Origin of the sequence: Streptomyces sp. NPDC001507, from assembly GCF_042894765.1 — a bacterium.
Lineage (GTDB): Bacteria > Actinomycetota > Actinomycetes > Streptomycetales > Streptomycetaceae > Streptomyces.
On sequence record NZ_JBIAVV010000005.1, the window covers coordinates 191,624 to 215,572 of the forward strand.

The following is a 23,949-nucleotide window of genomic DNA, read 5'->3' on the forward strand; positions in this document are numbered from 1 at the left end:
GACAAGAGACCACTGGCCCCCGCCTGGAACCTGGAGTCCCCCGGTGAATCCCCTGCCCGGCAAGAGGAACGCACATGGCTGACCGGCTGAAGATCGACGGCACCGAGCTGGACAGGTTCTTCAAGGACCTGAAGAGGGCGCAGGAGTCGTTCGCCGCCCTGCAGAAGGCGTTGCGCGGACCGGGTGCCGGCGGCCTCGGTACGGACGGCCTGGACAAGGCCTGTGACCGCTTCCAGGAGGAGTGGCGCTACGGGGCGAAGGAGATCGCCGAGCAGATCGGGGACCTCACGGACATCACGAAGAAGGCGAAGGATGACTTCCACGAGGTGGACGTCGCCCTGGAGAAGGCGCTGGAGAAGGCGCGGAACAGGGGCGGGGGCACATGACGGTCGCGGGCCCCTACCCCCATCTCGGCTTCGACCCGGCGCCCGGTCGCCCCGAACTGGTGCGGGACATCCACCGCAGGCTGTCCGACTGCGCCAGGGAGATGGAGAAGGCGCACGCCAAGGTCACGAAACTGATGAACGGCAGCTACTGGGAGGGGGACGCGGCTGTCGCCTTCCGTGCGCAACTGGAAGGCGGCCCACTGCCGCTCAACCTCAGGAACGGCGCCCACTCCGTCGACAGGGCGGCCAGGCAACTCGATCTCTGGGGCGCGGAGCTGGAGGAGTTCCAGCGGCGCGCGAGGAAGCTCGACGGCGAGGCCAAGGAGGCCCGCGAGGCCTTGCAGCGGGCCCGGGGCCACGGGGCCCTGCACACGGCACAGGGAGACCTGGACGACGTGCTGAAGCGTGCCCGGGCTCTCGCCGGCGAGCACGAGGAGACCGCGCGCAGGCGGGCCCGGCACATCGGCGACGCCACGCACAGGCTGGCGCCGCACGAGCCCGGCGCGTGGGACGAGTTCACCGACTGGCTGGGCGACAACCTCCCCGACATCCTCAGCGCGTGCGCCGCCGTGCTGGGCGTGATCGCGCTGCTGGGCCTCACGGCCGTCGCCCCCTGGATGCTGTTCCTGGCCGCGGGCCTGCTCAGCGGAGCGGCCTTCGGCCTGCGCGTCAGCGACCCCGAAGTCCTGTCATCACTGCAGGACGGCTTCACCAAGGGCGAGCTGGACATCGACTTCTGGGGAAACCTACTGGGCGTCGCGGGGGATTTCCTGGGGATGCTGCCGGGGTTGGGGGCGGTGGCCAAGGGAGCCATGAAGGCCCCCGAACTGCTTGCCGCCACAGCAGGACAGGTCGGTGAGGCCGAAGGCGTGTTGACCCTCGGGCAGAAGATCGCCAAGGTCGGAGTCAGGGCGGGGACCTCGATCAGGACAGTGGGTGTCTCGATTCGGACGGAGGCCGCGGCGGCCGAGGGAGCGGTCAGCCTGCTCTCGCATCCCCGCGTGCTCGGCGGACGGCTGGCACCGATCGTCGAAAAAGTCGACGGTCCGGCGACCATCCTGGGGGCCGGCACGGCCGTGTACGGCGTAGCGAGCAGCCTTGCCGGTGCCCTGGACAACGGCACGGCCAAGACAGTCAGCAACCTTCTCGACGGACCGAGAACTCTGGCCGTCGATGTTCCGGCGACAGTGGGTGCGCTCCACTTCCTGCTCCGTGGTGCGGGAGAAGCGTCATGAGCGGTGCCGCCTACACGATCGACGACTCGGCCCGAAGCAAGGACGCCGATGTCTGGTTCGCGCTGCCCCCGGGCTTCGTACCGCTTCCGCTCCATGAGTTGGCGGCGGCGCGTGGTGCGGCACAGACGGACGGTCCGCTGGTCGGCCTCGGTCCGGTGCTCCGACTGGCCCAACTGCTCCTGGAAGCTGGTGCGGTGCACTGTTGCCTCGGTCTTCACGTGGACGACGAGGGAGACGGCGGACCGTTGCTTTCTCTCTTCACGCTTGCCGGGCGGGACACCGGCTGGGCTCCGCGCAGTGTCCTCGCGGGCCGGGCGGCCGTCGGTGCGGAGGGTGCCGAGCACATCGAAATGCTGGACCTGCCGTGCGGTCCCGCCTCGCTCGTCCAGACACGTCTGAAGGAGCCGCCCGAACTGGGACTCGGCGCTCCGGGCGGGCTGCTCCAGGTCACGGCATACGTACCGGGTCTCGACGGCCGACGCATCGCGATCCTCTCACTGGCCACAACGGCGGTCGACCACGCCCAGCACTACCGCGATCTGCTCAGGGGCATCGCCGTCACGGTCAGCTTCGAAGACCCGCTTCCGGAAGTGTCCGACGATGCAGCCGACAAGGACTGACATGCCCCCTGTGCATCACTCCGTGGCCTGGGACGATCCGGCGACCCGCCGGGCCTGGGCAAAACTGGTCACCTGTGCGTTCTCGGGCCAGCTCCTGTGGCCCGCCACGTGGCTGGGGGCGCTGGCCTGGTACGTCACCATGTCGATGACCTGGACGTTGTGGTTCTTTTTCGTTCCTCTGCTCTACTCGTTCTATCGGACGCTTCTCCAGCCGTCCTACATCTCCTGGGCTTTCCACACGCGGCGGCTGCTGCGCGCCTACCCCTGGCAGGTGTTCGAGGAGCCGGAAAACGGGATCGGAAAGATCGTAGGAGCCACCGCTGGGGACGTCTGGCTCAGCTTCCCCAACCCGGAGCGCCAGGACGAGAAGCTGCCGATGATCTTGAAGGTGCACATTCGGTCCATGTGGTGGAGACGGCGCCTGGGACGTGGCTACGCCACAGCGAAGGCCCAGCAGATCAGGGAGGTGTGGTTCGCCGGAGACCCCCGCTTCGCCGCCGTCATCGCGGCCCCCGGTCCCCGTCGCTTCCACGTGGTCCAGCAGCGCCCGATGAACAAGCGAGGGGTGGCCGACCCCCAGGGTGCAGGTCCGGCCGCCCTCGCACGCGCCCGCCGTGCCGGAGTACGGCTGCCGGACGCGGACGCGGACTCGGTGACCGGGTGAACGATCCGGTGACTGAGGGAGTTGCCGCGGCTCCACCCCCGGGTAATACCTCCCCCATGACATCACTCGGCGCAGTCTTCCGCCCCCAGCTTCCCCCCGAGCGGTTGCGGGACGTGGTTCGTGTGGCTGAGGGGGTGGGGCTCGAGGAGTTGTGGTTGTGGGAGGACTGCTTCCGGGAGGGTGGGATCTCCGCGGCCGGGGCCGCGCTCGCGTGGTCGGAGCGGGTGCGGGTCGGGGTCGGGCTGTTGCCGGTGCCGTTGCGGAACGTCGCCGTCACCGCGATGGAGGTCGCCGCGCTGCACCGGATGTTCCCGGGGCGCGCGATCGTCGGCGTCGGCCACGGCGTGCAGGACTGGATGGGCCAGGTCGGCGCCCGCGCGGACTCCCCGCTGACCCTGCTGCGCGAGCATCTCGACGCCCTGCGCGCGCTGCTGCGCGGGGAGCGGGTCACGGTGGGCGGGCGGTACGTGCGGCTCGACGACGTCGCGCTCGACTGGCCGCCCGCCGGCCCCGTCGAGGTCCTCGCCGGCGCCGAGGGTCCCCGTACCCTCCGGCTGTCCGGTGCCGCCGCCGACGGGACCGTGCTCACCTCCGCCACATCTCCCGACGGGGTGCGCCGGGCCGTGCGGCTCATCGAGGAGGGGCGGCTGGCCGCGGGGCGCGGGGCGGACGAGCCGCACAGGGTTGTGGCGTACCTGCTGACCGCCACCGGGCCGGACGCCCCCGCCCGGCTCCGTGCCGAACTCGTCGCGGACGGGCTGGAGTCCGTCCCCGGCCTCGGTGTCGCCGGCGACGCGGGCGCCGTCGCCAAGGCCGTGCGGCGGCTCGCGGAGGCCGGCGCCGACACCGTGGTCCTCCAGCCGACGGCGGACGAACCCGACCCCGAGGGCTTCGTACGGTTCACCGCGGAGGAGGTCCGGCCGCTGGTGCCGTAGCGGTCCCCCGGAGCAGGCCGGCCGGCGGTGTCAGTGGCGGGTGCCACTCTCGCCGCTATGACGACCAACGACGTTCGGCTGCGGCCCGTGCAGGACGACGACCTCGAACTGTTCCTCGCGTACGAGCACGACCCGGAGGCCGCCCGGCGGTCGAGGTTCACGCCCCGGCCGCGGGAGGCCTTCCTGAGGCACTGGAGAGAGCGGGTGCTCGGGAATCCGAGCGGCCGGGTGCGGACCGTCGTCGCGGACGGGGCGGTCGTGGGGAACATCGTCGCCTGGTGGGAGGGCGAGCGCCGGTTCACCGGGTACTGGCTCGAGCGTGCCTACTGGGGGAGAGGCATCGGCAGCCGCGCCCTCGCCCTCTTCCTCCGGGAGGAGACGGTACGCCCGCTGTTCGCCGACCCGTTCGCCGGGAACCGGGCCTCCGTACGGCTCCTGGAGAAGAGCGGCTTCGTGCCGTACGAGGGGGCGGAGCACGCCGTGGATGAGGGATTCGTGCTGCTGGTCCTGCGCGACCCTGCCGCGGGGGCTCCCTGACCGCCCCCGCGGCGAGCTGCCTGTGGCTCAGGTACGCGGATGGTCCCCTGTCGCCCCGTCGATCAGCTCCCGCACGATGTCCATGTGCCCGGCGTGCCGCGCCGTCTCCTCGATCATGTGGACAAGGACCCAGCGGAGCGAGACCTCGTGGTCCCGCCAGTCCGGGCGGCCCGGCGCGTCCAGCGGGCGTCCGGTGATCACGGCGTCGGACGCGGCGCGGGCGCGGCCGTAGAAGTCGATGATCTGCTGGGTGGTCTCACCGGGGCCGACGGACAGGTCGTCGTCCGTGTAGGGGTCGAACCACAGCGGCTCGACCTCGGCGCCGAAGGACGCGACGAACCAGCCGTACTCCACCGACGCCAGGTGCTTCACCAGCCCCAGCAGGTTCGTGCCCGACGGCGTCATCGGGCGCCGCAGCTGTTCGTCGTCCAGGCCCTGCAGTTTCCACAGGACGGCGTCCCGGTGCCGGTCCAGGCTCGTGTGCAGGGTTTCCTTCTCACCGGCTGTGTACGTGTCGTCGGTCGTCATGCCCGGTGAAATTAGCAGCGGGGACCGACAGTCCGCTGCGATGCTGCGGGCATGGCAGAGCAGCGGACGCACCGCACCTTCGAGGACCTCGTCGCGGAGGGCGCCGCCGTGCCGACCGAGGGGTGGGACTTCTCCTGGTTCGAGGGGCGGGCAACCGAGGCGCGGCCGTCCTGGGGGTACGCCCGTTCGGCCGGCGGGCGGCTGGCCCGCGCCACGGCGGCGCTCGACATCCAGACCGGCGGCGGCGAGGTGTTCGACTTCGCCCTCGGTACGGCCGCCCCCCACCGGCCCGGGCTGCTCGCCGCCACCGAGGGCTGGCCGCCGAACGTCCCCGAGGCGAGCGCACTGCTGGGCGCCCGCGGGGTGGTGGTCGTGGCCTCGCCCGAGGACGCCCCGCTGCCGTTCGCCGACGGGACCTTCGACCTGGTGCTCAGCAGGCATCCGGTGCGGGCCGACTGGGCCGAGATCGCGCGGGTGCTGCGCCCGGGCGGCACGTACTTCGCGCAGCACGTCGGGCCGGCCAGCGTCTTCGAGCTCGTCGAGTTCTTCCTCGGCCCGCAGCCGGAGGCCGTGCGCGGCGGCCGCCGCCCCGACACCGAGCGCGCCGCGGCGGAGGCGGCCGGGCTGGAGGTGGTCGGTCTGCGGGCGGAGCGGCTGCGGGTGGAGTTCCACGACATCGCGGCCGTCGTGCACTTCCTGCGGAAGGTCGTGTGGATGGTCCCGGGCTTCACGGTCGAGGCGCACGAGCCCCAACTACGCGCCCTGCACCGCCGGATCGAGACGGAAGGACCCTTCGTCGCGCACAGCTCCCGGCACCTCTTCGACGTCCGCAGACCGGCGTTTCAGGCGTGATCCACCGGCCTTGGAATGCCAGGCGGCGAAGAATGGCCAAGAACAGCCGTCCAGGGTTCGGGACACCCGCCTGGGACGGACGGAGGGCGAAACGATCAAGGCGGGGCATTACGGGACGTCGATCACTGATGTGGTCAAGTGGTGCCCCGTGTCACAGATCTACGCATAGGTGAAGGATGAGCCTTTCTGTTCACCTCTCATTTTCACAGCGTTCTCACATCGTTACCTTTTTCGTTTCGTATCACCCGATCGGCTCACGTAAGTTCAGACCAAGGCAATTCGCGTGAGCAAAGCTGCGCGGGCGGTACCGCGCAGTGGAGGGGGCTGCGCGGTGCCGCGACGCCCCAGTCGTTCCCGTCAAGCCCCTGTTCGCACCCGGGGTAGCCCGTCGGGGGGATGGGCGAACAACTCGCCGAGGTGTCCATAAGACGGCTCAAACCCTCTTGATCTCCCCGTAAGTGGCTACTTTTTCCTGGGATTCCGCTGCGAATCGGCCATGCGGGACTCTCGAATCCAGCGTTTCAGGCCCACCGGGGCGTCGCCGGACGACTCCGGAGAGTAGTTGATGCGCGCTGATGCACGCAGCATCACTTACGAAGGGTTATGGTGGAAGCCCCCCCTCGGGCCGGTCCGTCTCCCCCCCACGGACCGGCCCGTTTTTTTCACCCGCTTCTCAGGGGGCCTCGGGGCCGCGCCCCGAAGGGGCCGGGGGAACTGCGCGACCAGCCACGACCGGACCGCGGCCGCGCGCGACCGGAACCCCCACCCCCACGGGGCGACTTCCCTGCCGCGCCTCCCCCAACTCCCCGCGGGGTAGGCTTCGGCGGGCGGACCCCCCGCATCCGAATCACGAGGGGCGGACTTCACGTGAACCTGCGCGACAAGCTGCGCGGCCTGCTCGTCAGGCTCTACGCGCGCCGGGTGGAAGGTCACCTGGACCACGCTCAGGTGCCCAAGCACATCGGCGTCATCATGGACGGCAACCGGCGCTGGGCGAAGGCCGCGGGATCCAGCACGGTGCACGGTCACCGTGCCGGCGCGGAGAAGATCGAGGAGTTCCTCGGCTGGTGCTCCGAGACAGAGGTCGAGGTCGTCACCCTGTGGCTGCTGTCGACCGACAACTTCGACCGCGCCAAGGAGGAACTGGTCCCGCTTCTCGGCATCATCGAGGACGTCGTCCGCACCCTCGCCGCCGACGGGCGCTGGCGCGTCCACCACGTCGGCACGCCCGACCTGCTGCCCGCCCCGATGCAGAGCGCGCTGAAGGAGGCCGAGGAGGCCACCGCGCACGTCGACGGAATACTGGTGAACGTCGCCATCGGCTACGGCGGCCGCCAGGAGATCGCCGACGCCGTCCGCTCGATGATCCTGGACGCCCACGACAAGGGCGTCGCGATGGAGGACCTCGCCGACTCCGTCGACGTCGAGATGATCGGCCGTCACCTCTACACCGGCGCCCAGCCCGACCCGGACCTGGTGATCCGCACCAGCGGCGAGCAGCGGCTGTCCGGATTCATGCTCTGGCAGACCGCCCACTCCGAGTACTACTTCTGCGAGGTCTTCTGGCCCGCGTTCCGCAAGGTCGACTTCCTGCGTGCCATGCGTGACTACGCGGCCCGGCACCGCCGCTACGGCGGGTGACGTCACCCTGACGGCGGACGTCAAAACGGCATAGGGCCCCCGGGCATCTGCGCCACGCTGCATGACCACGTCGTCACGGTGGATGACCGCACGTCACCCATGAGGCGTAAATCACCCATATTGGGGCGCGAGTAACACGGAGTTCACCTGCGCGTCGTTGCGGACCGTGGCATGGCGGCGCATGTTCGAGGGCATAAGCCAGACAGGTCGACGCCCGAACCCCGGGCATCGGATCTCAGTGGGCGGCTCGGGGCCGTCCACCCGGGAGGCCCTTTGCACCAGCCCGACCGTGCGGTCACGGCACGGAAGAAGCAGCGGGGGGCCGGTTTTCGGCCCGTGCAGGGTGGCCGTCAACCGGTCCAGCTCGCTCTCGTCGCTCCCCGACCTCATCCGAGGGGGTACGTCCTTCCGTGGTGACCAGCACAGCGCGCCGCAAGTCCGACCGGCGCACCTATGTTCTCGACACCAGCGTCCTGCTGGCCGACCCGAACGCCATGACCCGCTTCGAGGAGCACGAGGTAGTGCTCCCGATCGTCGTGGTCACGGAACTGGAGGCCAAGCGGCACCATCCCGAACTCGGTTACTTCGCCCGGCAGGCGCTGCGCCTGCTCGACGACTACCGGGTCCGGCACGGCCGCCTCGATGCCCCCATCCCGATCGGGGACCTCGGCGGCACCATCCGTGTCGAGCTCAACCACTCGGACCCCAGCGTGCTGCCGAGCGGCTACCGCCTGGGGGACAACGACTCCCGCATCCTCGCGGTGGCCCGCAACCTGCAGGCCGAGGGGTACGACGTCACCGTCGTCTCGAAGGACCTGCCGCTCAGGATCAAGGCGTCGTCGGTCGGACTCCTCGCCGAGGAGTACCGCGCCGAACTCGCCATCACGGACTCCTCCGGCTGGACCGGAATGTCCGAACTGACCCTGCCCGGCGAGCAGGTGGACATCCTCTTCGAGGAAGGGCACGTGTACGTCCCGGAGGCCTCCGACCTCCCCGTGCACACCGGCCTGACCATCCAGTCGGAGCGCGGCAAGGCGCTCGGCCGGGTGACCGCGGAGGGCAACATCCGCCTGGTGCGCGGCGACCGCGAGGCGTTCGGCATCAAGGGCCGCAGCGCCGAGCAGCGCATCGCGCTGGACCTGCTGCTCGACCCGGACGTCGGGATCGTGTCGATGGGCGGCCGGGCCGGCACCGGCAAGAGCGCGCTGGCGCTGTGCGCGGGCCTGGAGGCGGTCCTGGAGCGCCGTCAGCACCAGAAGGTGATGGTCTTCCGCCCGCTGTACGCGGTCGGCGGACAGGAGCTGGGCTATCTGCCGGGCTCCGAGGCGGAGAAGATGAGCCCCTGGGCGCAGGCGGTCTTCGACACCCTCTCCGCGGTCACCAGCCGCGAGGTCATCGAGGAGGTCACCGCCCGCGGGATGCTGGAGGTGCTGCCGCTCACCCACATCCGCGGCCGCTCCCTGCACGACGCGTTCGTGATCGTGGACGAGGCCCAGTCTCTGGAACGGAACGTCCTGCTGACCGTTCTGTCCCGGATCGGCGCGAATTCGCGGGTCGTTCTGACCCACGATGTGGCGCAAAGGGACAATCTGCGGGTCGGCCGTTACGACGGTGTGGTCGCCGTGGTGGAGAAGCTGAAGGGGCATCCGCTGTTCGCGCATGTCACCCTCACCCGGTCCGAGAGGTCCCAGATCGCCGCCCTTGTGACCGAAATGCTGGAGGACGGGCACATCTGAACCATCTGATCCCTGTGTCCAACTTGGGCTGACGACCCACCCGTTGGCGCCGTCCGGCAAAGGCCCCGAGCCTAGCCGGGCGGCGTCTTCGTGCGTGGGGGTTTCCTGAAATCCCCTGGGAGAAACCGGATGTGAGCTTTCACACGCAACTCGGAATTGCCACCCGGCGTCGGGTTACGGCAGAGTCTCATTCCTGTCAGGCCCCGCATACGACACACCTGTACCCCCAGCGGTACGGAACAACAGAAGCACCACTGCTAATTCCATAGCGACGTCGTATGCCGCCCGAGCACCACGCGGCGCTCCCTTCCGGAGCTGCCCGCCGGGCCCGCGTCTCCCGTGACCCAGTAGTGAGGAGACCTGTGCCAGGGGCACGATTGCGTCCGCCAGGGTCACCGAAGCGGGCGATGCTGGAAGGAAACCGTGTGAGCCGGATCTCGGTCCGGGGATTCGCAGTGGCCTCCGCCACCGCGGTCACCGCCGTCGGAAGCGTCGTGGGTGTTGCCTCGGGCAGCGTTGCCCAGCCCAACAACGACGCCGAGGCTACGGCAGCCGACACCACGCTCCTCGCCGACCTGCCCGCGGGTCAGCAGGCCCAGGTCCAGACCGCGTCCCTGACGCAGCAGGCCGACGCCGTGGCGATCCAGGCGGACGCGTCCGCCAAGAAGGACGCCGAGCAGGCCGCCCGGGTGGCCGCGGCCAAGACCGCCGAGGCCAAGAAGGCCGAAGCGGAGAAGGCGGCCAAGGAGGCCAAGGCCCGCGCCGAGGCGAAGCAGACGGCCAGCCGCTCCTCGTCCAGCTTCCCGGTCCAGAGCTCGTACACCGTGGCGCAGATCCAGGCGATGGCGCAGCAGATGGTGGCCGGCGGCCAGTACCAGTGCTTCAGCAACATCGTGGACCACGAGTCCAGCTGGAACTACCAGGCGGTCAACGCCTCCTCCGGCGCCTACGGTCTCTTCCAGGCCCTGCCCGGCTCCAAGATGTCCTCCGCGGGCGCCGACTGGCAGACCAACCCGGCCACGCAGATCAAGTGGGGCCTCAACTACATGAACTCCCGGTACGGCAGCCCTTGCCAGGCTTGGTCGTTCTGGCAGGCGAACCACTGGTATTAGAGGCACCGGCCTCTCTCAACCTTCCACAGCCCCTCCCCGTCCTAGGGGGAGGGGCTGTTGCCCTGTACGGTCGTTGCGGACGACTCCAGGGGGGAGTGGTGGGGAAAGGGCGGATCATGTCGCGCGTGCCTGAGTGGCTCGGCCGTATCGGTGCCGGACTGACCGAGATGGGCGAGCGGTTGGACGAGCGCCGGGCAGAGGTGGAGCGGGAGCACGCCGAGCCGGAGCCGCCCGCTCCGGCCGTGTCCGTGCCGGCACCCGCACCCGCCCCGGACCCGCCGGCCCCCGCGCCCGTCCGGAAGCCGGTGCCGCGTCCCGACCCGGTGACGGCCATCCCGTGGGGCGTCCGGGTCGCCGCCGAGGCCGGCTGGCGGCTGCTGGTGCTGGCCGGCACGGTCTGGATCCTGATGCGCGTCATCAGCGCCGTCCAACTCGTCGTGTTCGCCTTCGTCATCGCGCTGCTGATCACCGCGCTGCTCCAGCCGACGGTGGCCCGGCTGTGCCGCTACGGCATGCCCCGCGGCCCGGCCACCGCGCTCACCGCCATCTCCGGCTTCGTGGTGATCGGCCTGATGGGCTGGTTCGTGACCTGGCAGGTCATGGAGAACGTCGACACGCTCTCCAGCCAGGTCCAGAACGGCATCGACGACCTGCGCAACTGGCTGCTGAAGAGTCCCTTCCACGTCACCGACAAACAGATCAACCAGATCGCCAAGAACCTCCGCGAGGCGATCGGCGCCAACACCGACCAGATCACCTCGTTCGGTCTGGAGGGCGTCCAGGTGATCGTGGAGGCCCTGACCGGCATCCTGCTGGTCTTCTTCTCCACGCTCTTCCTGCTGTACGACGGCGCGCGCATCTGGCAGTGGTTCCTGAAGCTCGTGCCGTCCGCCGCCCGCGAGGGGGTGGCCGGCGCCGGTCCGCGGGCCTGGCGCACACTCACGGCCTACGTCCGGGGCACGGTCCTGGTCGCCCTCATCGACGCCATCTTCATCGGCATCGGCATCTACTTCCTGGACGTCCCGATGGCCGTGCCGCTGGCCGTCTTCATCTTCCTGTTCTCGTTCATCCCGCTCGTCGGCGCCGTCGCCTCCGGCGCCCTGGCGGTGATCGTGGCGCTGGTCACCCAGGGCGTCTTCACCGCGGTCATGACCCTGGCCGTCGTCCTCGCGGTCCAGCAGATCGAGGGCCACATCCTGCAGCCGTTCATCCTCGGCCGCGCGGTCCGGGTCCACCCCCTCGCGGTGGTCCTCACGGTCGCGGCGGGCGGCATGGTGGCGGGCATCGGCGGCGCGGTCGTGGCGGTACCGCTGGTGGCGGTGACGAACACGGTGGTCAGCTATCTGCACCACTACTCGCACGAACGCTACGAGGCCACCGAGCCCGGCGATGCCGACCGGCCACATGATCCGGCCCGTCCGGTCCTCGACGACGGCGATCAGCCACACGATCCAGCTCGTCCGGTGCCCGACGACAGCCATGGGCCACACAATCCAGCCCGTCCGGCACCCGACGATGGCGACCAGCCACACATCAGCCCGTCCGGCGCTTGAGGACGAGGCCGTTCAGGCCGAAGGGGGGTCCGGGGGCGCAGCCCCCAGGGATGCGGAGGACCCCGCCCACAAGAGGTGAGCGGGGTCCACAGGGCGACGTCGCCTACTCGAACTCGGCCAGCACGGCCTCGGCTTCCAGGGCGGAGCCGACCGCCTGGACCACCGAAGCGATCTTGAACGCCTCCTGGATCACCTCACGGCCGACCCCGGCCTTGCGCAGCACCTGCTCGTGGGAGTCCAGGCACATCCCGCAGCCGTTGACCGCGGACACCGCGAACGACCACAGCTCGAAGTCCACCTTGTCGACGCCGGGGTTGCCGATGACGTTCATCCGCAGCCCCGCGCGCAGGGTGCCGTACTCGTGGTCGGAGAGCAGGTGGCGGGTGCGGTAGAAGACGTTGTTCATCGCCATCACCGCGGCCGCGGCCTTGGCCGCCGTGTACGCCTCGGGCGTGAGGTTCGCCCTCGCCTCCGGCGCCAGCTCGCGCAGCACGATCGGGGAGCGGGCGGCGATGGCGGTCGCCAGGACCGTGCCCCACAGCTGCTGGGCCGGCAGCTCCGAGTTGCCGATCACCGAACCCAGGTTGAGCTTCAGGTCCTTGGCGTAGTCCGGGACACGGGACTTGAGGTTGTCGAGGGACACGGGGTCACTCACCCGCGAGGAGCGCGACCGGGTCGAGGGTGTCCTCGCCCTTGCTCCAGTTGCACGGGCAGAGCTCGTCGGTCTGGAGCGCGTCGAGGACCCGCAGGACCTCCTTGGGGTTACGGCCCACCGAGCCCGCGGTCACCATGGAGAACTGGATCTCGTCGTTCTGGTCGACGATGAACACCGCGCGCTTGGCGAAGCCGTCCTCGCCCTCGATGCCGAGGTCGCGCATCAGCTCGTGCTTCGAGTCGGCCATCATCGGGAACGGCAGCTCGCGCAGGTCGTCGTGGTCCTTGCGCCAGGCGTGGTGGACGAACTCGGAGTCACCGGAGAAGCCGAGGATCTGCGCGTCGCGGTCGGCGAACTCCTCGTTCAGCTTGCCGAACGCGGCGATCTCGGTGGGGCACACGAAGGTGAAGTCCTTGGGCCACGCGAAGACCACCTTCCAACCCTGGTAGGTCTTGTGGGTGATCGTCTCGAACTCCTTCCCCTTCTCCAGCGAGACGCAGGCGGTCAGTTCGAACTCGGGGAACTTGTCACCGACAGTGAGCACACGCTCTCCTTGCAGCGCGGAGCCACCCCGGATCGCGGGGTCGGCTCCGATGGGTTGGACGCCGCCGATCGTGGCACAAGGTGCATTGATTCCTGAAATAGCTACACTCGGTCGGGTTGATCGGAGGTGGCTATCAGTGGCTGTGGGTAATTCCCTGGGGAGCGGTACCGGGGGCGGGGCCGGTGCCGGCGGCAGGCGGCGGCAGCCCAGTCTCGCGCAGCTGCGCGCCTTCGCCGCCGTCGCCGAGCACCTGCACTTCCGGGACGCGGCGGCCGCGATAGGCATGAGCCAGCCCGCGCTCTCGGGAGCCGTCGCGGCCCTCGAGGAGACGCTCGGCGTCACGCTGCTCGAACGGACCACCCGCAAGGTGCTGCTGTCGCCGGCCGGCGCACGGCTCGCCGTACGGGCGAGGGAGGTGCTGGACGGCGTGCAGGCGCTGCTGGCGGAGGCGGAGGCGGTGCGGGCGCCGTTCACCGGCGCGCTGCGGCTCGGGGTGATCCCCACCGTCGCGCCGTACCTGCTGCCGACCGTCCTCGCACTGGTCCACGAGCGCTATCCGGACCTCGACCTCCAGGTCCACGAGGAGCAGACCGCCAGCCTCCTGGACGGGCTCGCCGCCGGCCGGCTCGACCTGCTGCTGCTCGCGGTCCCCCTGGGCATCCCCGGGGTCGTCGAACTCCCGCTGTTCGACGAGGACTTCGTGCTCGTCACGCCCCTCGGGCATCCGCTCGGCGGCCGCACCGGCATCGCCCGCGAGGCGCTCAAGGAGCTGAACCTGCTGCTCCTGGACGAGGGGCACTGCCTGCGCGACCAGGCCCTGGACATCTGCCGGGAGGCGGGCCGCGAGGACGTCGCGGTGACCACCACGGCCGCCGGGCTCGCCACCCTCGTCCAACTGGTCGCCGGCGGACTCGGCTGCACCCTGCTGCCGCACACCGCCGTCAGGGTCGAGACCAGCCGCAGCGACCAGCTCCGCACCGGCTCCTTCGCGGAGCCCGCGCCGAGCCGCCGGGTCGCCCTCGCGGCACGCGCCGGGGCAGCGCGCGGCGCCGAGCACCGGGAGCTGGCGGCCGCGTTGCGCGAGGCGCTGCGGCCGCTGCCCGTCCGGGTCCTCGGCGCCGATTCCTGACGGCGGCTACTCGGTGCGCAGGCCGTCCGGGCGCATCAGCCGCAGCAGCGGCGGCATGCTGAGCAGGGTCACCGCCAGGACGACCGCCGCGCCGAAACCGGTCATCGCCAGCACGCCCGGCCAGTCCACGCGCACCGTGGAGCCGACCATCTTCAGCAGCGCCGAGCCGAGCGTCAGCCCCACCACGCCGGCCAGCAGCAGGCCGAGCCCGACCGGGATCGCCGTCTGCCACAGCACCGACAGGCTCAGGGTGCGGCGCCGGGTGCCGAAGGCGACCAGGGCCGACAGCAGCTTCTTGCGCTCGCGCAGCTGCTCCACCTGGCCGACCAGCAGGCTCGCGCCGATCAGTGCCAGGACGGCGGCCGCGCCGACGAACAGCCCGGTGCGGATGGACTCGAACTGGTTGTTCCGCTCGAACCGGGTGAGCGCCTCCGCGTGCATCAGCGGGTCGATCCCGACCGCCGTGTTGATCACGTGCTCGTTGGCGTCGGGCACCGCCGGGTCGACGGACAGGTAGACCACGCCCTGCACCGCGGTGCTGGCGCCGTGCGGCAGCGCACCCGGGGTGAGCAGGAAGCCGCCGCGCTCGTAGCCGGTGGGGTCCTCGCGGGTCTGCGCCTGCTTCAGCTCGGCCGGCACCGTCCAGCGGCTCGCGGGGCCGTCGTCGTCACCGCTGTAGGCGGGGTCGAGGTAGAGCGTCCGGCCGTGCTTCTCGCCGGCCGCCAGCAGCTTCGCCGTTTCGGAGTCGCTGTCGGACCCCTTCACCACGAAGACGTCGCCGTCGTGACAGGACGGCAGGGCCGCGACCTCCCGCAGCGAGGCGCAACTGCCCACGCTCACCTGGGCGGTCTGCGCCGGGTCCTTCTTCAGGTCGCCGACCTGGCCGTCGGCGATCGCGACCACCTTCCGCACGCCCTGGGTGGCGGTCATGGCCCGGGCCACGTCGGGCACCGAGACGCCGGACGGTACCTGGACCGACATCTGCGCGCGGTTGAGGTCGTTGGTGGTCGTCTTGGTGTAGTCCGCCTCGACACCGGCGAAGACCATCTGGAGCGCGATCGCACCGGCCACCGCCACCGCGATGCCGTTGACCATGCGGGCCGCCGTGCCGCTGCTCAGCTGCAGCCGCCGGACGGCCAGTTGCCAGGCCACCGCGCCCCGGCCGAGCCGGCCGACGACCGTCTCCACGACCCACGGCAGCAGCGCCGTGATGCCGACCAGGAGGAGCAGGACGCCGCCGGTCACCAGGTACTGGTTGAAGTCGCCGTCGCCGCGGCCCTGCCCGATCATCGGGTAGAGCGCCGCCAGGCCGGCCACCGGGAGCAGCAGCCGCCACCACAGCCGGCGGCGGGCGGGCTTGGCCGTGCGCACCACGCCGAGCGGCTCGATGACCACCCCGCGCAGCGCGAACAGGGTCACCAGCACGGCCGCCGCCGGGACGGCCACCGCCACCAGCAGGGCCAGCGCGGGGGAGGGGTTGAGATAGCTCGGGAACACGCTGATGCCGAACACCTCGATGCTGCCCGCGAGCTGACGGCCGAGCAGGAAGAAGCCGGCGCCGATGACGAGTCCGAGCAGCGCGCCGGCCATCGCCTCGCCGGCCGCGATCCGCCGTACCATCCGGCCGTCGGAGCCGACCAGTCGCAGCGCGGCCAGCCGCCGGTCGCGGCGCTCGCCGCCGAAGCGGACGGCGGCCGCGACGAACACGGCGACCGGCATCAGCAGCACCGTGAACACCACGAGCACGAGCAGGGTGAGGACCGGGTCGGACTCCGCGTCCGGGGACCGGGGGCTGCCGAAGTGGTCGATCCGGGCCACGTCCGGCGGGTGGATGTGCGCGGCGAGGTCGGCGGAGCCCGCGTAGTAGGCGAGCTCCTGGGAGCCGGTCAGCCCGCTCTCCGCGATGGTGGCGGTGACCCGGTACGGCAGCCGGGCCCGCAGCAGCGCGCCGTCGGGGGAGTCCAGCAGCCGCTTCAGCGCGGGCGACACGGCCATCTCGCCGGCCGCCGGGTACTCGGTCAGCCCGGGCGGCACCGGCGCCTTCGCGCCCTCGCGCTGGATCAGCCGGCCGCGGATGTCGGCGCCTCGGTAGGGGGTGTCGATGTCCGCGATGACGAACGTCTTCTCGCCGCGCTTCAGGGAGTGGCCGAAGACGTACGTGTAGTCCGCCCGCGCCACATCGCGCTGGTGGCGCACGGCCAGCGCGCTCGGGACGGCCGTGGTGAGCAGCAGCAGCGCCACCCCCAGGCCCACGCCCACGGCCGTCATCGCGGCCCGGAACCAGCCCTCGCGGCCGCCTCCGAAGGCGAACCGGACCCCCATGGCCAGATCCCTGGACCACTGCCGGACATTCATACCGCCCGCTCCATGTCCCGGGACTTCCCGTCCCGTACGACGATCTCGCGGTCGGAGTAGGCGGCCACCCGCGCCTCGTGCGTGACCAGGACGACGGCCGCGTTGGTGGAGCGCGCGGCGTCCGTCAGCAGCTCCATCACCCGCTCGCCGTTGAGCGAGTCGAGCGCGCCGGTCGGCTCGTCGGCGAACAGCACCCGCGGCCCGGTCACCAGCGAGCGGGCCACCGCGACGCGCTGCCCCTGACCGCCGGAGACCTCGCCCGGACGCTTCTTCGCGAGGTCGTCGACCTCCAGCTTCTCCATCCAGCCCAGCGCGGTCCGCTGGGCCTCCTTGCGGGAGGTGCCGTTCAGCCGCAGCGGCAGCGCGACGTTCTCCACGCAGGTCAGCTCGGGCACCAGCTGGCCGAACTGGAAGACGAACCCGAACTCGCTGCGCCGCAGCGCGCTGCGCTCGGTGTCGTTCATGGTGGCCATCTCGCGGCCGGCGTACATGATCGACCCGGAGTCGGGCGGCACGATCCCGGCGAGGCAGTGCAGCAGCGTCGACTTGCCGGAGCCGGACGGCCCCATCACGGCGACGACCTCGCCCGGGTGTATGGAGAACTCGGCCCCGTCGAGGGCGACGGTCGGGCCGTACGCCTTGCGGAGGTTCTCGGCCGTGAGCAGCGAACCGGCGGGGGCGTTCACCTGGTCACCTCCGCACGGAGCTTGTCGAGCCGGGCCGCGGTCAGTTCCAGCCAGCGCAGGTCGGCCTCCAGGTGGAACAGGGCGTGGTCGCAGACGAGCTGGTCCGCGAGGTCGCCGTGGCGCTTGCGGTCGGTGAGGATGCGCATGCTGCGCAGGTGCTCGGAACGCTGGCTGTCGAGGATGTCGCCGGCGTTGCGGTGCGTCAGCAGCGCGAGCACGACCTTGGTGTACAGGGTCGACTGGAGGTACTCCGCCGGCTTCTCGGGGGTCGCCAGCCACTGCTCGACGTCGGTGACCCCGGCGTCGGTGATGGCGTACCGCTTGCGCTCGGGTCCGCCGCCGGCCTCGATGCCGTCGACTTCCACGAGGCCGTTCTTCAGCAGCCGGGACATCGTCGAATAGACCTGGCCGTAGTGGAGCGGCCGGTCGTGACCGAACTTCTCGTCGAAGGCCCGCTTCAGGTCGTAACCGTGGCGCGGGCCGGACTCCAGGAGCCCCAGGAGGGTGTGACCGATGGACATGGGAAGGACTCTACACACGGTGTATACGCCGCGTGTATACGCGCCGTGTGCAGATCATGGCCCGCTGTACGGAGCCGCAGGTGAGGGCCGAATGTCACGGTTCTGCGACAGCGCGGTGTCACACCGGCGGGGCCCGTCTCGTCTCCGGTCCGGCAGCGGGTCTCCCGCGTCGCGTCGGATCAGGTCGCATCGGGTCGGATCAGGAAGGTGATGGCTGTGAGGGTGTTCGTGGCAGGGGGCAGTGGGGTGCTGGGGCGGCGGCTGGTGCCGCAGCTGGTGGCGCGTGGGCATCAGGTGACGGCCACCACGACCGGCGCGGCCAGGCTCGGGCTCCTGGCGGAACTGGGCGCGCAGGGGGTCGTGATGGACGGCCTGGACGCGGCGTCGGTCGGCGCGGCGGTGGCCGCGGCCCGTCCGGACGTCGTCGTCCATCAGCTCACCGCGATCTCCACGGCGCACGCCGGCAAGCCGGACATCAAGCATCCCGACCGCTGGTTCGCCCTCACCAACCGGCTGCGCACCGAGGGCACGGACCACCTGCTGGCCGCCGCCGAGGCGGCCGGCGTGCGGCACGTCGTCGCGCAGAGCCACGCGAGCTGGAACGGCATCCGCGAGGGCGGCTGGGTGAAGACGGAGGAGGACCCGCTGGACCTGCTGCCGGGCACCGCCGCGCACGGGGGGATGCTCGCGCTGCGCCACCTGGAGGACGCGGTCCTGGCGGCCGGCGGCGCGGCCCTGCGCTACGGCGCCTTCTACGGCCCCGGCGCCATCGACGACCAGGTCGAGCTGGTCCGCAAACGCCAGTACCCCCTGGTCGGCCGTGCCACCGGCTACAGCAGCTGGATCCACCTCGACGACGCCGCGAGCGCGACCGTCCTCGCGGTGGAGCAGAAGGCGCGGGGCGTGTTCAACATCGTCGACGACGAGCCGGCGCCGGCCGCCGAGTGGCTGCCGTACCTGGCCGAGTGCGCCGGGGCGAAGCGGCCGCTGCGGGTACCGGTCTGGCTGGCCCGTCTCCTGGCCGGCGAGCAGGCGGTCGTCGTCATGACCCAGGGCCGCGGCTTCTCCAACGCCAAGGCCAAGCGGGAACTGGGCTGGGAACCGCGGTATCCGTCCTGGCGGCAGGGGTTCAAGGCGGCACTGGCCGGCTGAGTCGCCACGCGGTGCACGGCCGGACGAGGCCCCTCCGGCCGTGCGATCCCGGCCGCTCGTGCTATCGAAGTGGTATCGCTCGACAGCTCCGGGCAACCCTCCGCCCCCTCCGCTCGTCGGTTCCGTTGGGTGAGGGTGCTGATTGTCACGTCCGAAAAAGGACAGATCGTGCGGCCTTTGTCATAGAGAGCGGTGTTAGCTTTCTGGACTGACCTGAGCCACGTACTTGTGTGACACCCGTACACACGTGTGACAGCCGAGACGAAGCGGAGCAGACGGACTCATGGGACGAGCGGACGAGAGAAGAGCGCGACAGCGTGGCGGCCGCCGCGCCGCGCCCCGGAACCGCACGTCCCAGCAGGCCGCGCCCGCCACGCCGGCGCAGGCGGAGGGCCGGACCACGACGGCGGTCGAGTCGCCGGCCGCCGAGGCCGCCGAGGGCGCCACCCGCGCGGAGCGCCGCCGGGCCGCCGGCAAGAAGCCGCCCGGCAAGCCCGGTGCGCCGGGCAAGCCCGCCAAGGGCCGCATACGCAGGCTGTTCACCTGGAAGAAGATGCTCGGCGCGTTCTTCACCGTCTGTCTGCTGGGCATCGGCTCCTTCATCGCGCTCTACATGATGGTGAGCGTCCCCGAGGGCAACGCGCTCGCGCAGACGCAGAGCAACGTCTACAAGTACAGCGACGGTTCGGTCCTGGCCCGCAAGGGCACCGTCAACCGCGAGATCGTCGACCTCTCCAAGGTCCCGAAGGCCGTCCAGCACACCTTCGTCGCCGCGGAAAACAAGACCTTCTACACGGACAACGGCATCGACCTCAGGGGCATGGCCCGCGGCCTCTACAACACCGCGCGGGGCCGCGGCACCCAGGGCGGGTCGACGATCACCCAGCAGTACGTCAAGAACTACTACCTGGACCAGGACCAGACCGTCACCCGCAAGCTGAAGGAACTGGTCATCTCGCTGAAGGTGGACCGCGAGAAGACCAAGGACGAGATCCTCGCGGGCTACATCAACACCAGCTACTACGGCCGCGGCGCCTACGGCATCCAGGCCGCCGCCCAGGCCTACTACCGCGTCGACGCCGACAAGCTCACGGTCGAGCAGGGCGCCTACCTGGCCGCGCTGCTGCAGGCGCCCAGCCAGTACGACTGGGCGGTGGCCGGTCCCGTCGGCAAGAAACTGGTGCAGGCCCGCTGGAACTACGTCCTGGACAACATGGTCGGCCAGAAGTGGCTGGACAAGTCCGAGCGCGACGCCATGAAGTTCCCGATCCCCAAGGACCCGAAGCCCGCGTCCGGTCTTGAGGGCCAGAAGGGCTACCTGGTCGACCTGGCCAACACCCAGCTCGAGAACCAGCTGATGAAGTCGCAGAACATCACCCGGTCCCAGGCCGAGGCCCAGGTCGTCGACCAGGGCTGGACGATCACCCTGAACATCGACCCGAAGAAGCAGGCCAAGCTGGAGGCGGCCGTCAAGAGCCAGCTCACCAGCAAGCTCGACGGCAAGAAGCGCAAGGTCGACAACAACGTCCAGGCCGGTGCCGTCTCCGTCGACCCCAAGACCGGCAAGATCCTCGCCCTGTACGGCGGCGTCGACTACTACAAGCACTACACGAACAACGCCACCCGCGCCGACTACCAGCCGGCGTCCACCTTCAAGCCGATCATCCTCGCCGCCGCGCTCGACCAGAACGCCAAGACGCAGAACGGCAAGGACATCAACGCCGACACGATCTACGACGGCACCAGCGGCCGCCCGGTCAAGGGCAGCGACATCGCCTTCGCCCCGCCGAACGAGGACGACGCGAACTACGGCAACATCACCGTGCAGACGGCGATGAACAAGTCCGTCAACTCGGTGTTCGCGCAGATGGGCGTGGACGTCGGCATGAAGAACGTGCTGAAGACCGCCGACGACCTCGGCCTGGACACCCAGAACCTCCAGGCGGTGCCCGCGATGACCCTGGGCAGCATGGGCGCGAGCCCGCTGGAGATGGCCTCGGTGTACGCCACCCTCGACAACCACGGCCAGAAGGTCACCCCGACCATCCTCGCGTCGGCGGAGAAGACCGGCCGCAAGGTCGACCTGCCGGACCCGATCGGCGACCAGGTGATCAGCGCCGAGGCGGCCGACCAGGTGACGTCGGTGCTGACCGGCGTGGTCGACGACGGCACGGCCAAGGCGTCGGTGGCCCAGAACCCGCTGCGCAAGGGGCAGCAGGTGGCCGGCAAGACGGGTACGTCCGACAGCAACAAGTCGGCCTGGTTCACCGGTTACACGCCCGACCTGGTGACCTCGGTCGGACTGTTCGGCGAGGACGCCAAGACCCACAACCAGGTCCCCCTCACCGGCGCCACGGGCCTGATCCCCGGCACCGGCCGCATCAACGGTGGCGGTTACCCGGCGCAGATCTGGGCGACGTACACCTTCGGCGTCACGAAGAAGGCGAAGTTCGACCTGAGCACCGAGCTGGGCGCGGCCGTCCAGCCGACGGACACGCCGAGCTTCAGCGAGACCCCGTCGCAGACGCCCTCGCAGACCCCGTCCCAGACCCCGACGAAGTCCGCGACCCCGTCGCAGACGCCGTCGCAGACACCGTCCCAGACCCCGACGAAGTCCCCGGATCCGACGACCAGTGCCCCGTCGACCCCGTCGCAGACCCCGACGGGCGGCATCACGGACAATCCGCTGGATCCGGCCGACGGTCAGTAGCGGAGCCGCTGCCGCATCCGGTGCTTCGCCGGGTGCGGCAGCGTCGTGGTTGCGCGCGCAGTTCCTCCCCCAGCCTCCGGCCGGGGGTACCCCCAGCGCCCCTGAAGGGGCGCTACGGCTGACGCCCCTTTAGGGGCGCGGGGAACTGCGCGACCAGCCCCCACCGGCCCGCAGCTCCCCGACGACCTCAGGCACGCCCCACGGCGCTACCTGTTCAGCTCGAACCACACCACCTTGCCGGTACTGAGCCGCGTCGCCCCCCACCGCCGTGCCAGCCGGTTCACCAGGTACAGACCCCGGCCGCCCTCGTCCGTCGCGCGGGCCTGCCGCAGCCGCGGCAGTTGGGGCACGTCGTCCCCGACCTCGCAGCGCAGCACATCGGTCCGCAGCAACCGCAACGTCACCGGCCGCGACGCGTACCGCACCGCGTTCGTCACGACCTCGCTGACCAGCAGCTCGACGGAGTCGGTGAGCTCCTCAAGTCCCCAGCGGGCCAGGGCCCTGCGCGCCAGCCGCCGGGCCCGTCCCGGCGCCGCGTCCTCCGGCTCCAGGAACCAGTACGCCACGTCGCTCGGCGCGATCCCGTCGAACCGGGCCGCGAGCAGCGCGATGTCGTCGTCCCGGTCACCCGGCCCGAGCATGTCGAGCACCTCGTCGCACAGTGCTTCGAGCGGCGGCGGATGGTCCGGCCCCGTCAGCTGCGCGGTCGCGGCGAGCTTCTCGCGCAGCTGCTCTATGCCGGTCCACACGTCCCGCAGCCGGGACTCCACAAGACCGTCGGTGTACAGCAGCAGCGTCGCCCCGGCCGGCGCGTCCAGCTCCACCGCCTCGAAGTCGACCCCGCCGACGCCGATCGGCGCCCCGGCCGGCACCCGCAGCACCTCGGCGTGGCCACCCAGGTGCAGCAGCACCGGCGGTGGATGGCCGGCGTTGGCGATGGTGATGCGGTGCGACACCGGGTCGTAGACGGCGTACAGGCAGGTCGCCATCCGGTCACTGCCGAGCCGCTGAGCCTGCTCGTCCAGGTGGTGCAGGACCTCCTGCGGCGGCAGATCGAGGCCCGCCAGCGTCTGCGCGGTCGTCCGCAGCTGGCCCATGATGGCCGCCGACGTCATCGAGTGGCCCATGACGTCACCGACGACCAGCGCCACCCGGCTCCCGGGCAGCGGGATCGCGTCGTACCAGTCGCCGCCCACCCTGGCCGTCTCGGCGGCCGGCAGGTAGCGGGACGCCAGCCGCACGCCCGTCGCGCTCGGCAGGTTCTCCGGCAGCATGGTCCGCTGCAACTCGTCGGCGATGTACGCCTCCCGGCCGTACAGCACCGCCTTGTCGATGCCGAGCGCGCTGTGCGTGGCCAGCTGGGCCGCGACCAGCAGGTCGTCGGCCTCGAACGCGAGCCGCTCCGGGCGACGCAGGAACAGGGCCGCGCCGATCACCCGGCGCCGGCCGCGCAGCGGGGCGAGGATCGCGTGCTGGGCACCGGGGACGAGCGATTCGTTGCCCTCGCCGAGGAGTTCGGGGAGGGCCGCGCGGGCGGCGGGGGCGTCGGCGAAGACCGGCCGCACGCCGCGCAGCACCTCGTTCAGCGCACCGCCCGGCCGTACCTCGCACAGCTCCGCGGTGAGCACGGCCAGGCCGATGTCGGCCGGGTCCGGGTCCGGGACCGGCAGGGGCGGGAATCCCTCGCCGTCCCGCTCCTCCGGGATCCGGTCGGTGCGGCGCAGCCGCAGCACCACCGGGCCCACGGGCCGCTCGTCGCCGACCGGCAGCGGGTCGCGCAGATAGACCAGGATCGCGTCCGAGAAGGTCGGCACGGTCGCCCGGCACAGCCCCATCACGATCTCGTCCAGGTCGATGCCCCGGGCGATCCGCCGGGTCGCGGCGCCCACGAAACGCAGCCGGTCGCCGTCCCGCCGCATCGGCATCGGCCGGCCCGGCGGCAGCCCGCGTCCGGTACGCCGCTCCTGCGCGCTCGCCACCCGCTCCGGCTCGGCGCCGGGCTGCGGCGGGATGCCCTCGGGGACGGGGCGCGGCCGGTGCGGATCGGGCTCAGCGCTGGTGGGCTGGGCGTGCTCGGGGCCGTTGACGGAGTGCTCCTCGGACGTGCTGGTACCGGGGCCGGAAGGCGTCTCGCCCGCGCGGGCCTGTGCCGGTAAGGCGGTGCCGCCGCGCGGACAGGGCTGGGGTTGTCCCTGCAACTGCGGCTGCGGGGTATGCAGGAGCGCCCCGCGGGCCTCCGCGGGGTCGGCGCCCGGCTGTGGGCGCTCGTAGGAGGTGGGGTGCTCCGTCACGCGTGTCGAATCCGTCCGTCCGGGGCTGCGCGCCGGGCGCGCAGGTGGTCCCGCCGAAGTGCCGATACCCGGATTACGTGTCCCAGGAACGGAATTTCGGCGTGGCT

At 71.0% G+C, this 23,949-nt stretch carries 21 protein-coding genes; 14 read left to right on the forward strand and 7 right to left on the reverse strand.

What is annotated here, in order from left to right; translation table 11 throughout:
- Positions 1-74 precede the first annotated feature (74 nt).
- The 6 genes from ACFY0K_RS18100 to ACFY0K_RS18125 are packed head-to-tail and all read left to right on the forward strand — an operon-like array spanning position 75 to position 4,377.
- Complete coding sequence (locus ACFY0K_RS18100; RefSeq protein ID WP_390640673.1) at positions 75-386, forward strand: hypothetical protein; 312 nt, start codon at positions 75-77, stop codon at positions 384-386.
- Positions 383-1,621 carry a hypothetical protein gene (locus tag ACFY0K_RS18105; protein ID WP_390640674.1) on the forward strand — a complete coding sequence of 413 codons (1,239 nt, stop codon included), beginning with the start codon at positions 383-385 and terminating at the stop codon, positions 1,619-1,621. Before ACFY0K_RS18100 ends, ACFY0K_RS18105 begins: the two co-directional genes overlap by 4 nt.
- On the forward strand, positions 1,618-2,241 hold the full coding sequence (locus ACFY0K_RS18110) for a hypothetical protein (RefSeq protein ID WP_390640675.1): 624 nt from the start codon (positions 1,618-1,620) through the stop codon (positions 2,239-2,241). The genes ACFY0K_RS18105 and ACFY0K_RS18110 overlap by 4 nt, the downstream gene beginning before the upstream one ends.
- 1 nt (position 2,242) lies before the next feature.
- Positions 2,243-2,905 carry a hypothetical protein gene (locus ACFY0K_RS18115; protein WP_390640676.1) on the forward strand — a complete coding sequence of 221 codons (663 nt, stop codon included), beginning with the start codon at positions 2,243-2,245 and terminating at the stop codon, positions 2,903-2,905.
- 56 nt (positions 2,906-2,961) lie between these two features.
- On the forward strand, positions 2,962-3,840 hold the full coding sequence (locus tag ACFY0K_RS18120) for an LLM class flavin-dependent oxidoreductase (RefSeq protein ID WP_390640677.1): 879 nt from the start codon (positions 2,962-2,964) through the stop codon (positions 3,838-3,840).
- Positions 3,841-3,897: 57 nt separating this feature from the next.
- The gene (locus ACFY0K_RS18125; RefSeq protein WP_390640678.1) at positions 3,898-4,377 is read left to right on the forward strand and encodes a GNAT family N-acetyltransferase; all 480 of its coding nucleotides are present in this window, start codon (positions 3,898-3,900) and stop codon (positions 4,375-4,377) included.
- A 27-nt stretch (positions 4,378-4,404) separates the two neighbouring features.
- Here ACFY0K_RS18125 and ACFY0K_RS18130 read toward each other — a convergent pair whose 3' ends face one another.
- On the reverse strand, positions 4,405-4,905 hold the full coding sequence (locus tag ACFY0K_RS18130; RefSeq protein WP_390640679.1) for a DinB family protein: 501 nt from the start codon (positions 4,903-4,905) through the stop codon (positions 4,405-4,407).
- Positions 4,906-4,956: 51 nt separating this feature from the next.
- Between ACFY0K_RS18130 and ACFY0K_RS18135 the strand changes: the two genes are divergently transcribed.
- The 5 genes from ACFY0K_RS18135 (at position 4,957) to ACFY0K_RS18155 (ending at position 11,799) form a co-directional block, all read left to right on the forward strand.
- Positions 4,957-5,757: a class I SAM-dependent methyltransferase gene (locus tag ACFY0K_RS18135; RefSeq protein WP_390640680.1), complete on the forward strand. Its 801-nt coding sequence runs from the start codon at positions 4,957-4,959 to the stop codon at positions 5,755-5,757.
- Positions 5,758-6,624: 867 nt separating this feature from the next.
- Positions 6,625-7,398 (forward strand): isoprenyl transferase, encoded by a 774-nt coding sequence (locus ACFY0K_RS18140; protein ID WP_390640681.1) that lies wholly within the window; start codon positions 6,625-6,627, stop codon positions 7,396-7,398.
- 410 nt (positions 7,399-7,808) lie between these two features.
- Entirely contained in the window at positions 7,809-9,134 is a 1,326-nt protein-coding gene (locus tag ACFY0K_RS18145; protein ID WP_351959517.1) for a PhoH family protein, read from the forward strand.
- Positions 9,135-9,559: 425 nt separating this feature from the next.
- A complete protein-coding gene (locus tag ACFY0K_RS18150; protein ID WP_390640682.1) occupies positions 9,560-10,246 on the forward strand; it encodes a transglycosylase SLT domain-containing protein in 687 nt (228 codons plus the stop codon).
- 116 nt (positions 10,247-10,362) lie between these two features.
- Complete coding sequence (locus tag ACFY0K_RS18155; protein ID WP_390640683.1) at positions 10,363-11,799, forward strand: AI-2E family transporter; 1,437 nt, start codon at positions 10,363-10,365, stop codon at positions 11,797-11,799.
- A gap of 103 nt (positions 11,800-11,902) precedes the next feature.
- Here the strand turns inward: ACFY0K_RS18155 and ACFY0K_RS18160 are convergent, their stop codons facing one another.
- Positions 11,903-12,442, reverse strand: coding sequence for an alkyl hydroperoxide reductase (locus ACFY0K_RS18160; protein WP_351959580.1), 540 nt, complete (start codon positions 12,440-12,442; stop codon positions 11,903-11,905).
- A 4-nt stretch (positions 12,443-12,446) separates the two neighbouring features.
- The gene (locus ACFY0K_RS18165; RefSeq protein ID WP_093499343.1) at positions 12,447-12,998 is read right to left on the reverse strand and encodes a peroxiredoxin; all 552 of its coding nucleotides are present in this window, start codon (positions 12,996-12,998) and stop codon (positions 12,447-12,449) included.
- Between the two features lie 136 nt (positions 12,999-13,134).
- Between ACFY0K_RS18165 and ACFY0K_RS18170 the strand changes: the two genes are divergently transcribed.
- Positions 13,135-14,127: a LysR substrate-binding domain-containing protein gene (locus tag ACFY0K_RS18170; RefSeq protein WP_390640684.1), complete on the forward strand. Its 993-nt coding sequence runs from the start codon at positions 13,135-13,137 to the stop codon at positions 14,125-14,127.
- Positions 14,128-14,133: 6 nt separating this feature from the next.
- Here ACFY0K_RS18170 and ACFY0K_RS18175 read toward each other — a convergent pair whose 3' ends face one another.
- The 3 genes from ACFY0K_RS18175 to ACFY0K_RS18185 are packed head-to-tail and all read right to left on the reverse strand — an operon-like array spanning position 14,134 to position 17,689.
- On the reverse strand, positions 14,134-16,482 hold the full coding sequence (locus ACFY0K_RS18175; RefSeq protein ID WP_390640685.1) for an ABC transporter permease: 2,349 nt from the start codon (positions 16,480-16,482) through the stop codon (positions 14,134-14,136).
- Entirely contained in the window at positions 16,479-17,168 is a 690-nt protein-coding gene (locus tag ACFY0K_RS18180; protein WP_351959521.1) for an ABC transporter ATP-binding protein, read from the reverse strand. Before ACFY0K_RS18180 ends, ACFY0K_RS18175 begins: the two co-directional genes overlap by 4 nt.
- A complete protein-coding gene (locus tag ACFY0K_RS18185) occupies positions 17,165-17,689 on the reverse strand; it encodes a PadR family transcriptional regulator (RefSeq protein ID WP_093499339.1) in 525 nt (174 codons plus the stop codon). Before ACFY0K_RS18185 ends, ACFY0K_RS18180 begins: the two co-directional genes overlap by 4 nt.
- Positions 17,690-17,899: 210 nt before the next feature.
- Here ACFY0K_RS18185 and ACFY0K_RS18190 point away from each other — a divergent pair, with 210 nt between their 5' ends.
- Both ACFY0K_RS18190 and ACFY0K_RS18195 read left to right on the forward strand, forming a co-directional pair.
- Positions 17,900-18,841 carry an NAD-dependent epimerase/dehydratase family protein gene (locus ACFY0K_RS18190; RefSeq protein ID WP_390640686.1) on the forward strand — a complete coding sequence of 314 codons (942 nt, stop codon included), beginning with the start codon at positions 17,900-17,902 and terminating at the stop codon, positions 18,839-18,841.
- Positions 18,842-19,124: 283 nt separating this feature from the next.
- Positions 19,125-21,551 (forward strand): transglycosylase domain-containing protein, encoded by a 2,427-nt coding sequence (locus tag ACFY0K_RS18195; protein WP_390640687.1) that lies wholly within the window; start codon positions 19,125-19,127, stop codon positions 21,549-21,551.
- 206 nt (positions 21,552-21,757) lie between these two features.
- On the opposite strand, the gene ACFY0K_RS18200 is transcribed toward ACFY0K_RS18195, so the two are convergent.
- Positions 21,758-23,842 carry a SpoIIE family protein phosphatase gene (locus ACFY0K_RS18200; RefSeq protein ID WP_390640688.1) on the reverse strand — a complete coding sequence of 695 codons (2,085 nt, stop codon included), beginning with the start codon at positions 23,840-23,842 and terminating at the stop codon, positions 21,758-21,760.
- Positions 23,843-23,949 lie beyond the last annotated feature (107 nt).

Coding starts and splice junctions, on each gene's coding strand:
- ACFY0K_RS18100 (WP_390640673.1), top strand. CDS start 75: ATGGCTGACCGGCTGAAGATCGACGGCACCGAGCTGGACAGGTTCTTC.
- ACFY0K_RS18105 (WP_390640674.1), top strand. CDS start 383: ATGACGGTCGCGGGCCCCTACCCCCATCTCGGCTTCGACCCGGCGCCC.
- ACFY0K_RS18110 (WP_390640675.1), top strand. CDS start 1,618: ATGAGCGGTGCCGCCTACACGATCGACGACTCGGCCCGAAGCAAGGAC.
- ACFY0K_RS18115 (WP_390640676.1), top strand. CDS start 2,243: ATGCCCCCTGTGCATCACTCCGTGGCCTGGGACGATCCGGCGACCCGC.
- ACFY0K_RS18120 (WP_390640677.1), top strand. CDS start 2,962: ATGACATCACTCGGCGCAGTCTTCCGCCCCCAGCTTCCCCCCGAGCGG.
- ACFY0K_RS18125 (WP_390640678.1), top strand. CDS start 3,898: ATGACGACCAACGACGTTCGGCTGCGGCCCGTGCAGGACGACGACCTC.
- ACFY0K_RS18130 (WP_390640679.1), bottom strand. CDS start 4,905: ATGACGACCGACGACACGTACACAGCCGGTGAGAAGGAAACCCTGCAC.
- ACFY0K_RS18135 (WP_390640680.1), top strand. CDS start 4,957: ATGGCAGAGCAGCGGACGCACCGCACCTTCGAGGACCTCGTCGCGGAG.
- ACFY0K_RS18155 (WP_390640683.1), top strand. CDS start 10,363: ATGTCGCGCGTGCCTGAGTGGCTCGGCCGTATCGGTGCCGGACTGACC.
- ACFY0K_RS18175 (WP_390640685.1), bottom strand. CDS start 16,482: ATGAATGTCCGGCAGTGGTCCAGGGATCTGGCCATGGGGGTCCGGTTC.
- ACFY0K_RS18185 (WP_093499339.1), bottom strand. CDS start 17,689: ATGTCCATCGGTCACACCCTCCTGGGGCTCCTGGAGTCCGGCCCGCGC.
- ACFY0K_RS18190 (WP_390640686.1), top strand. CDS start 17,900: ATGGCTGTGAGGGTGTTCGTGGCAGGGGGCAGTGGGGTGCTGGGGCGG.
- ACFY0K_RS18195 (WP_390640687.1), top strand. CDS start 19,125: ATGGGACGAGCGGACGAGAGAAGAGCGCGACAGCGTGGCGGCCGCCGC.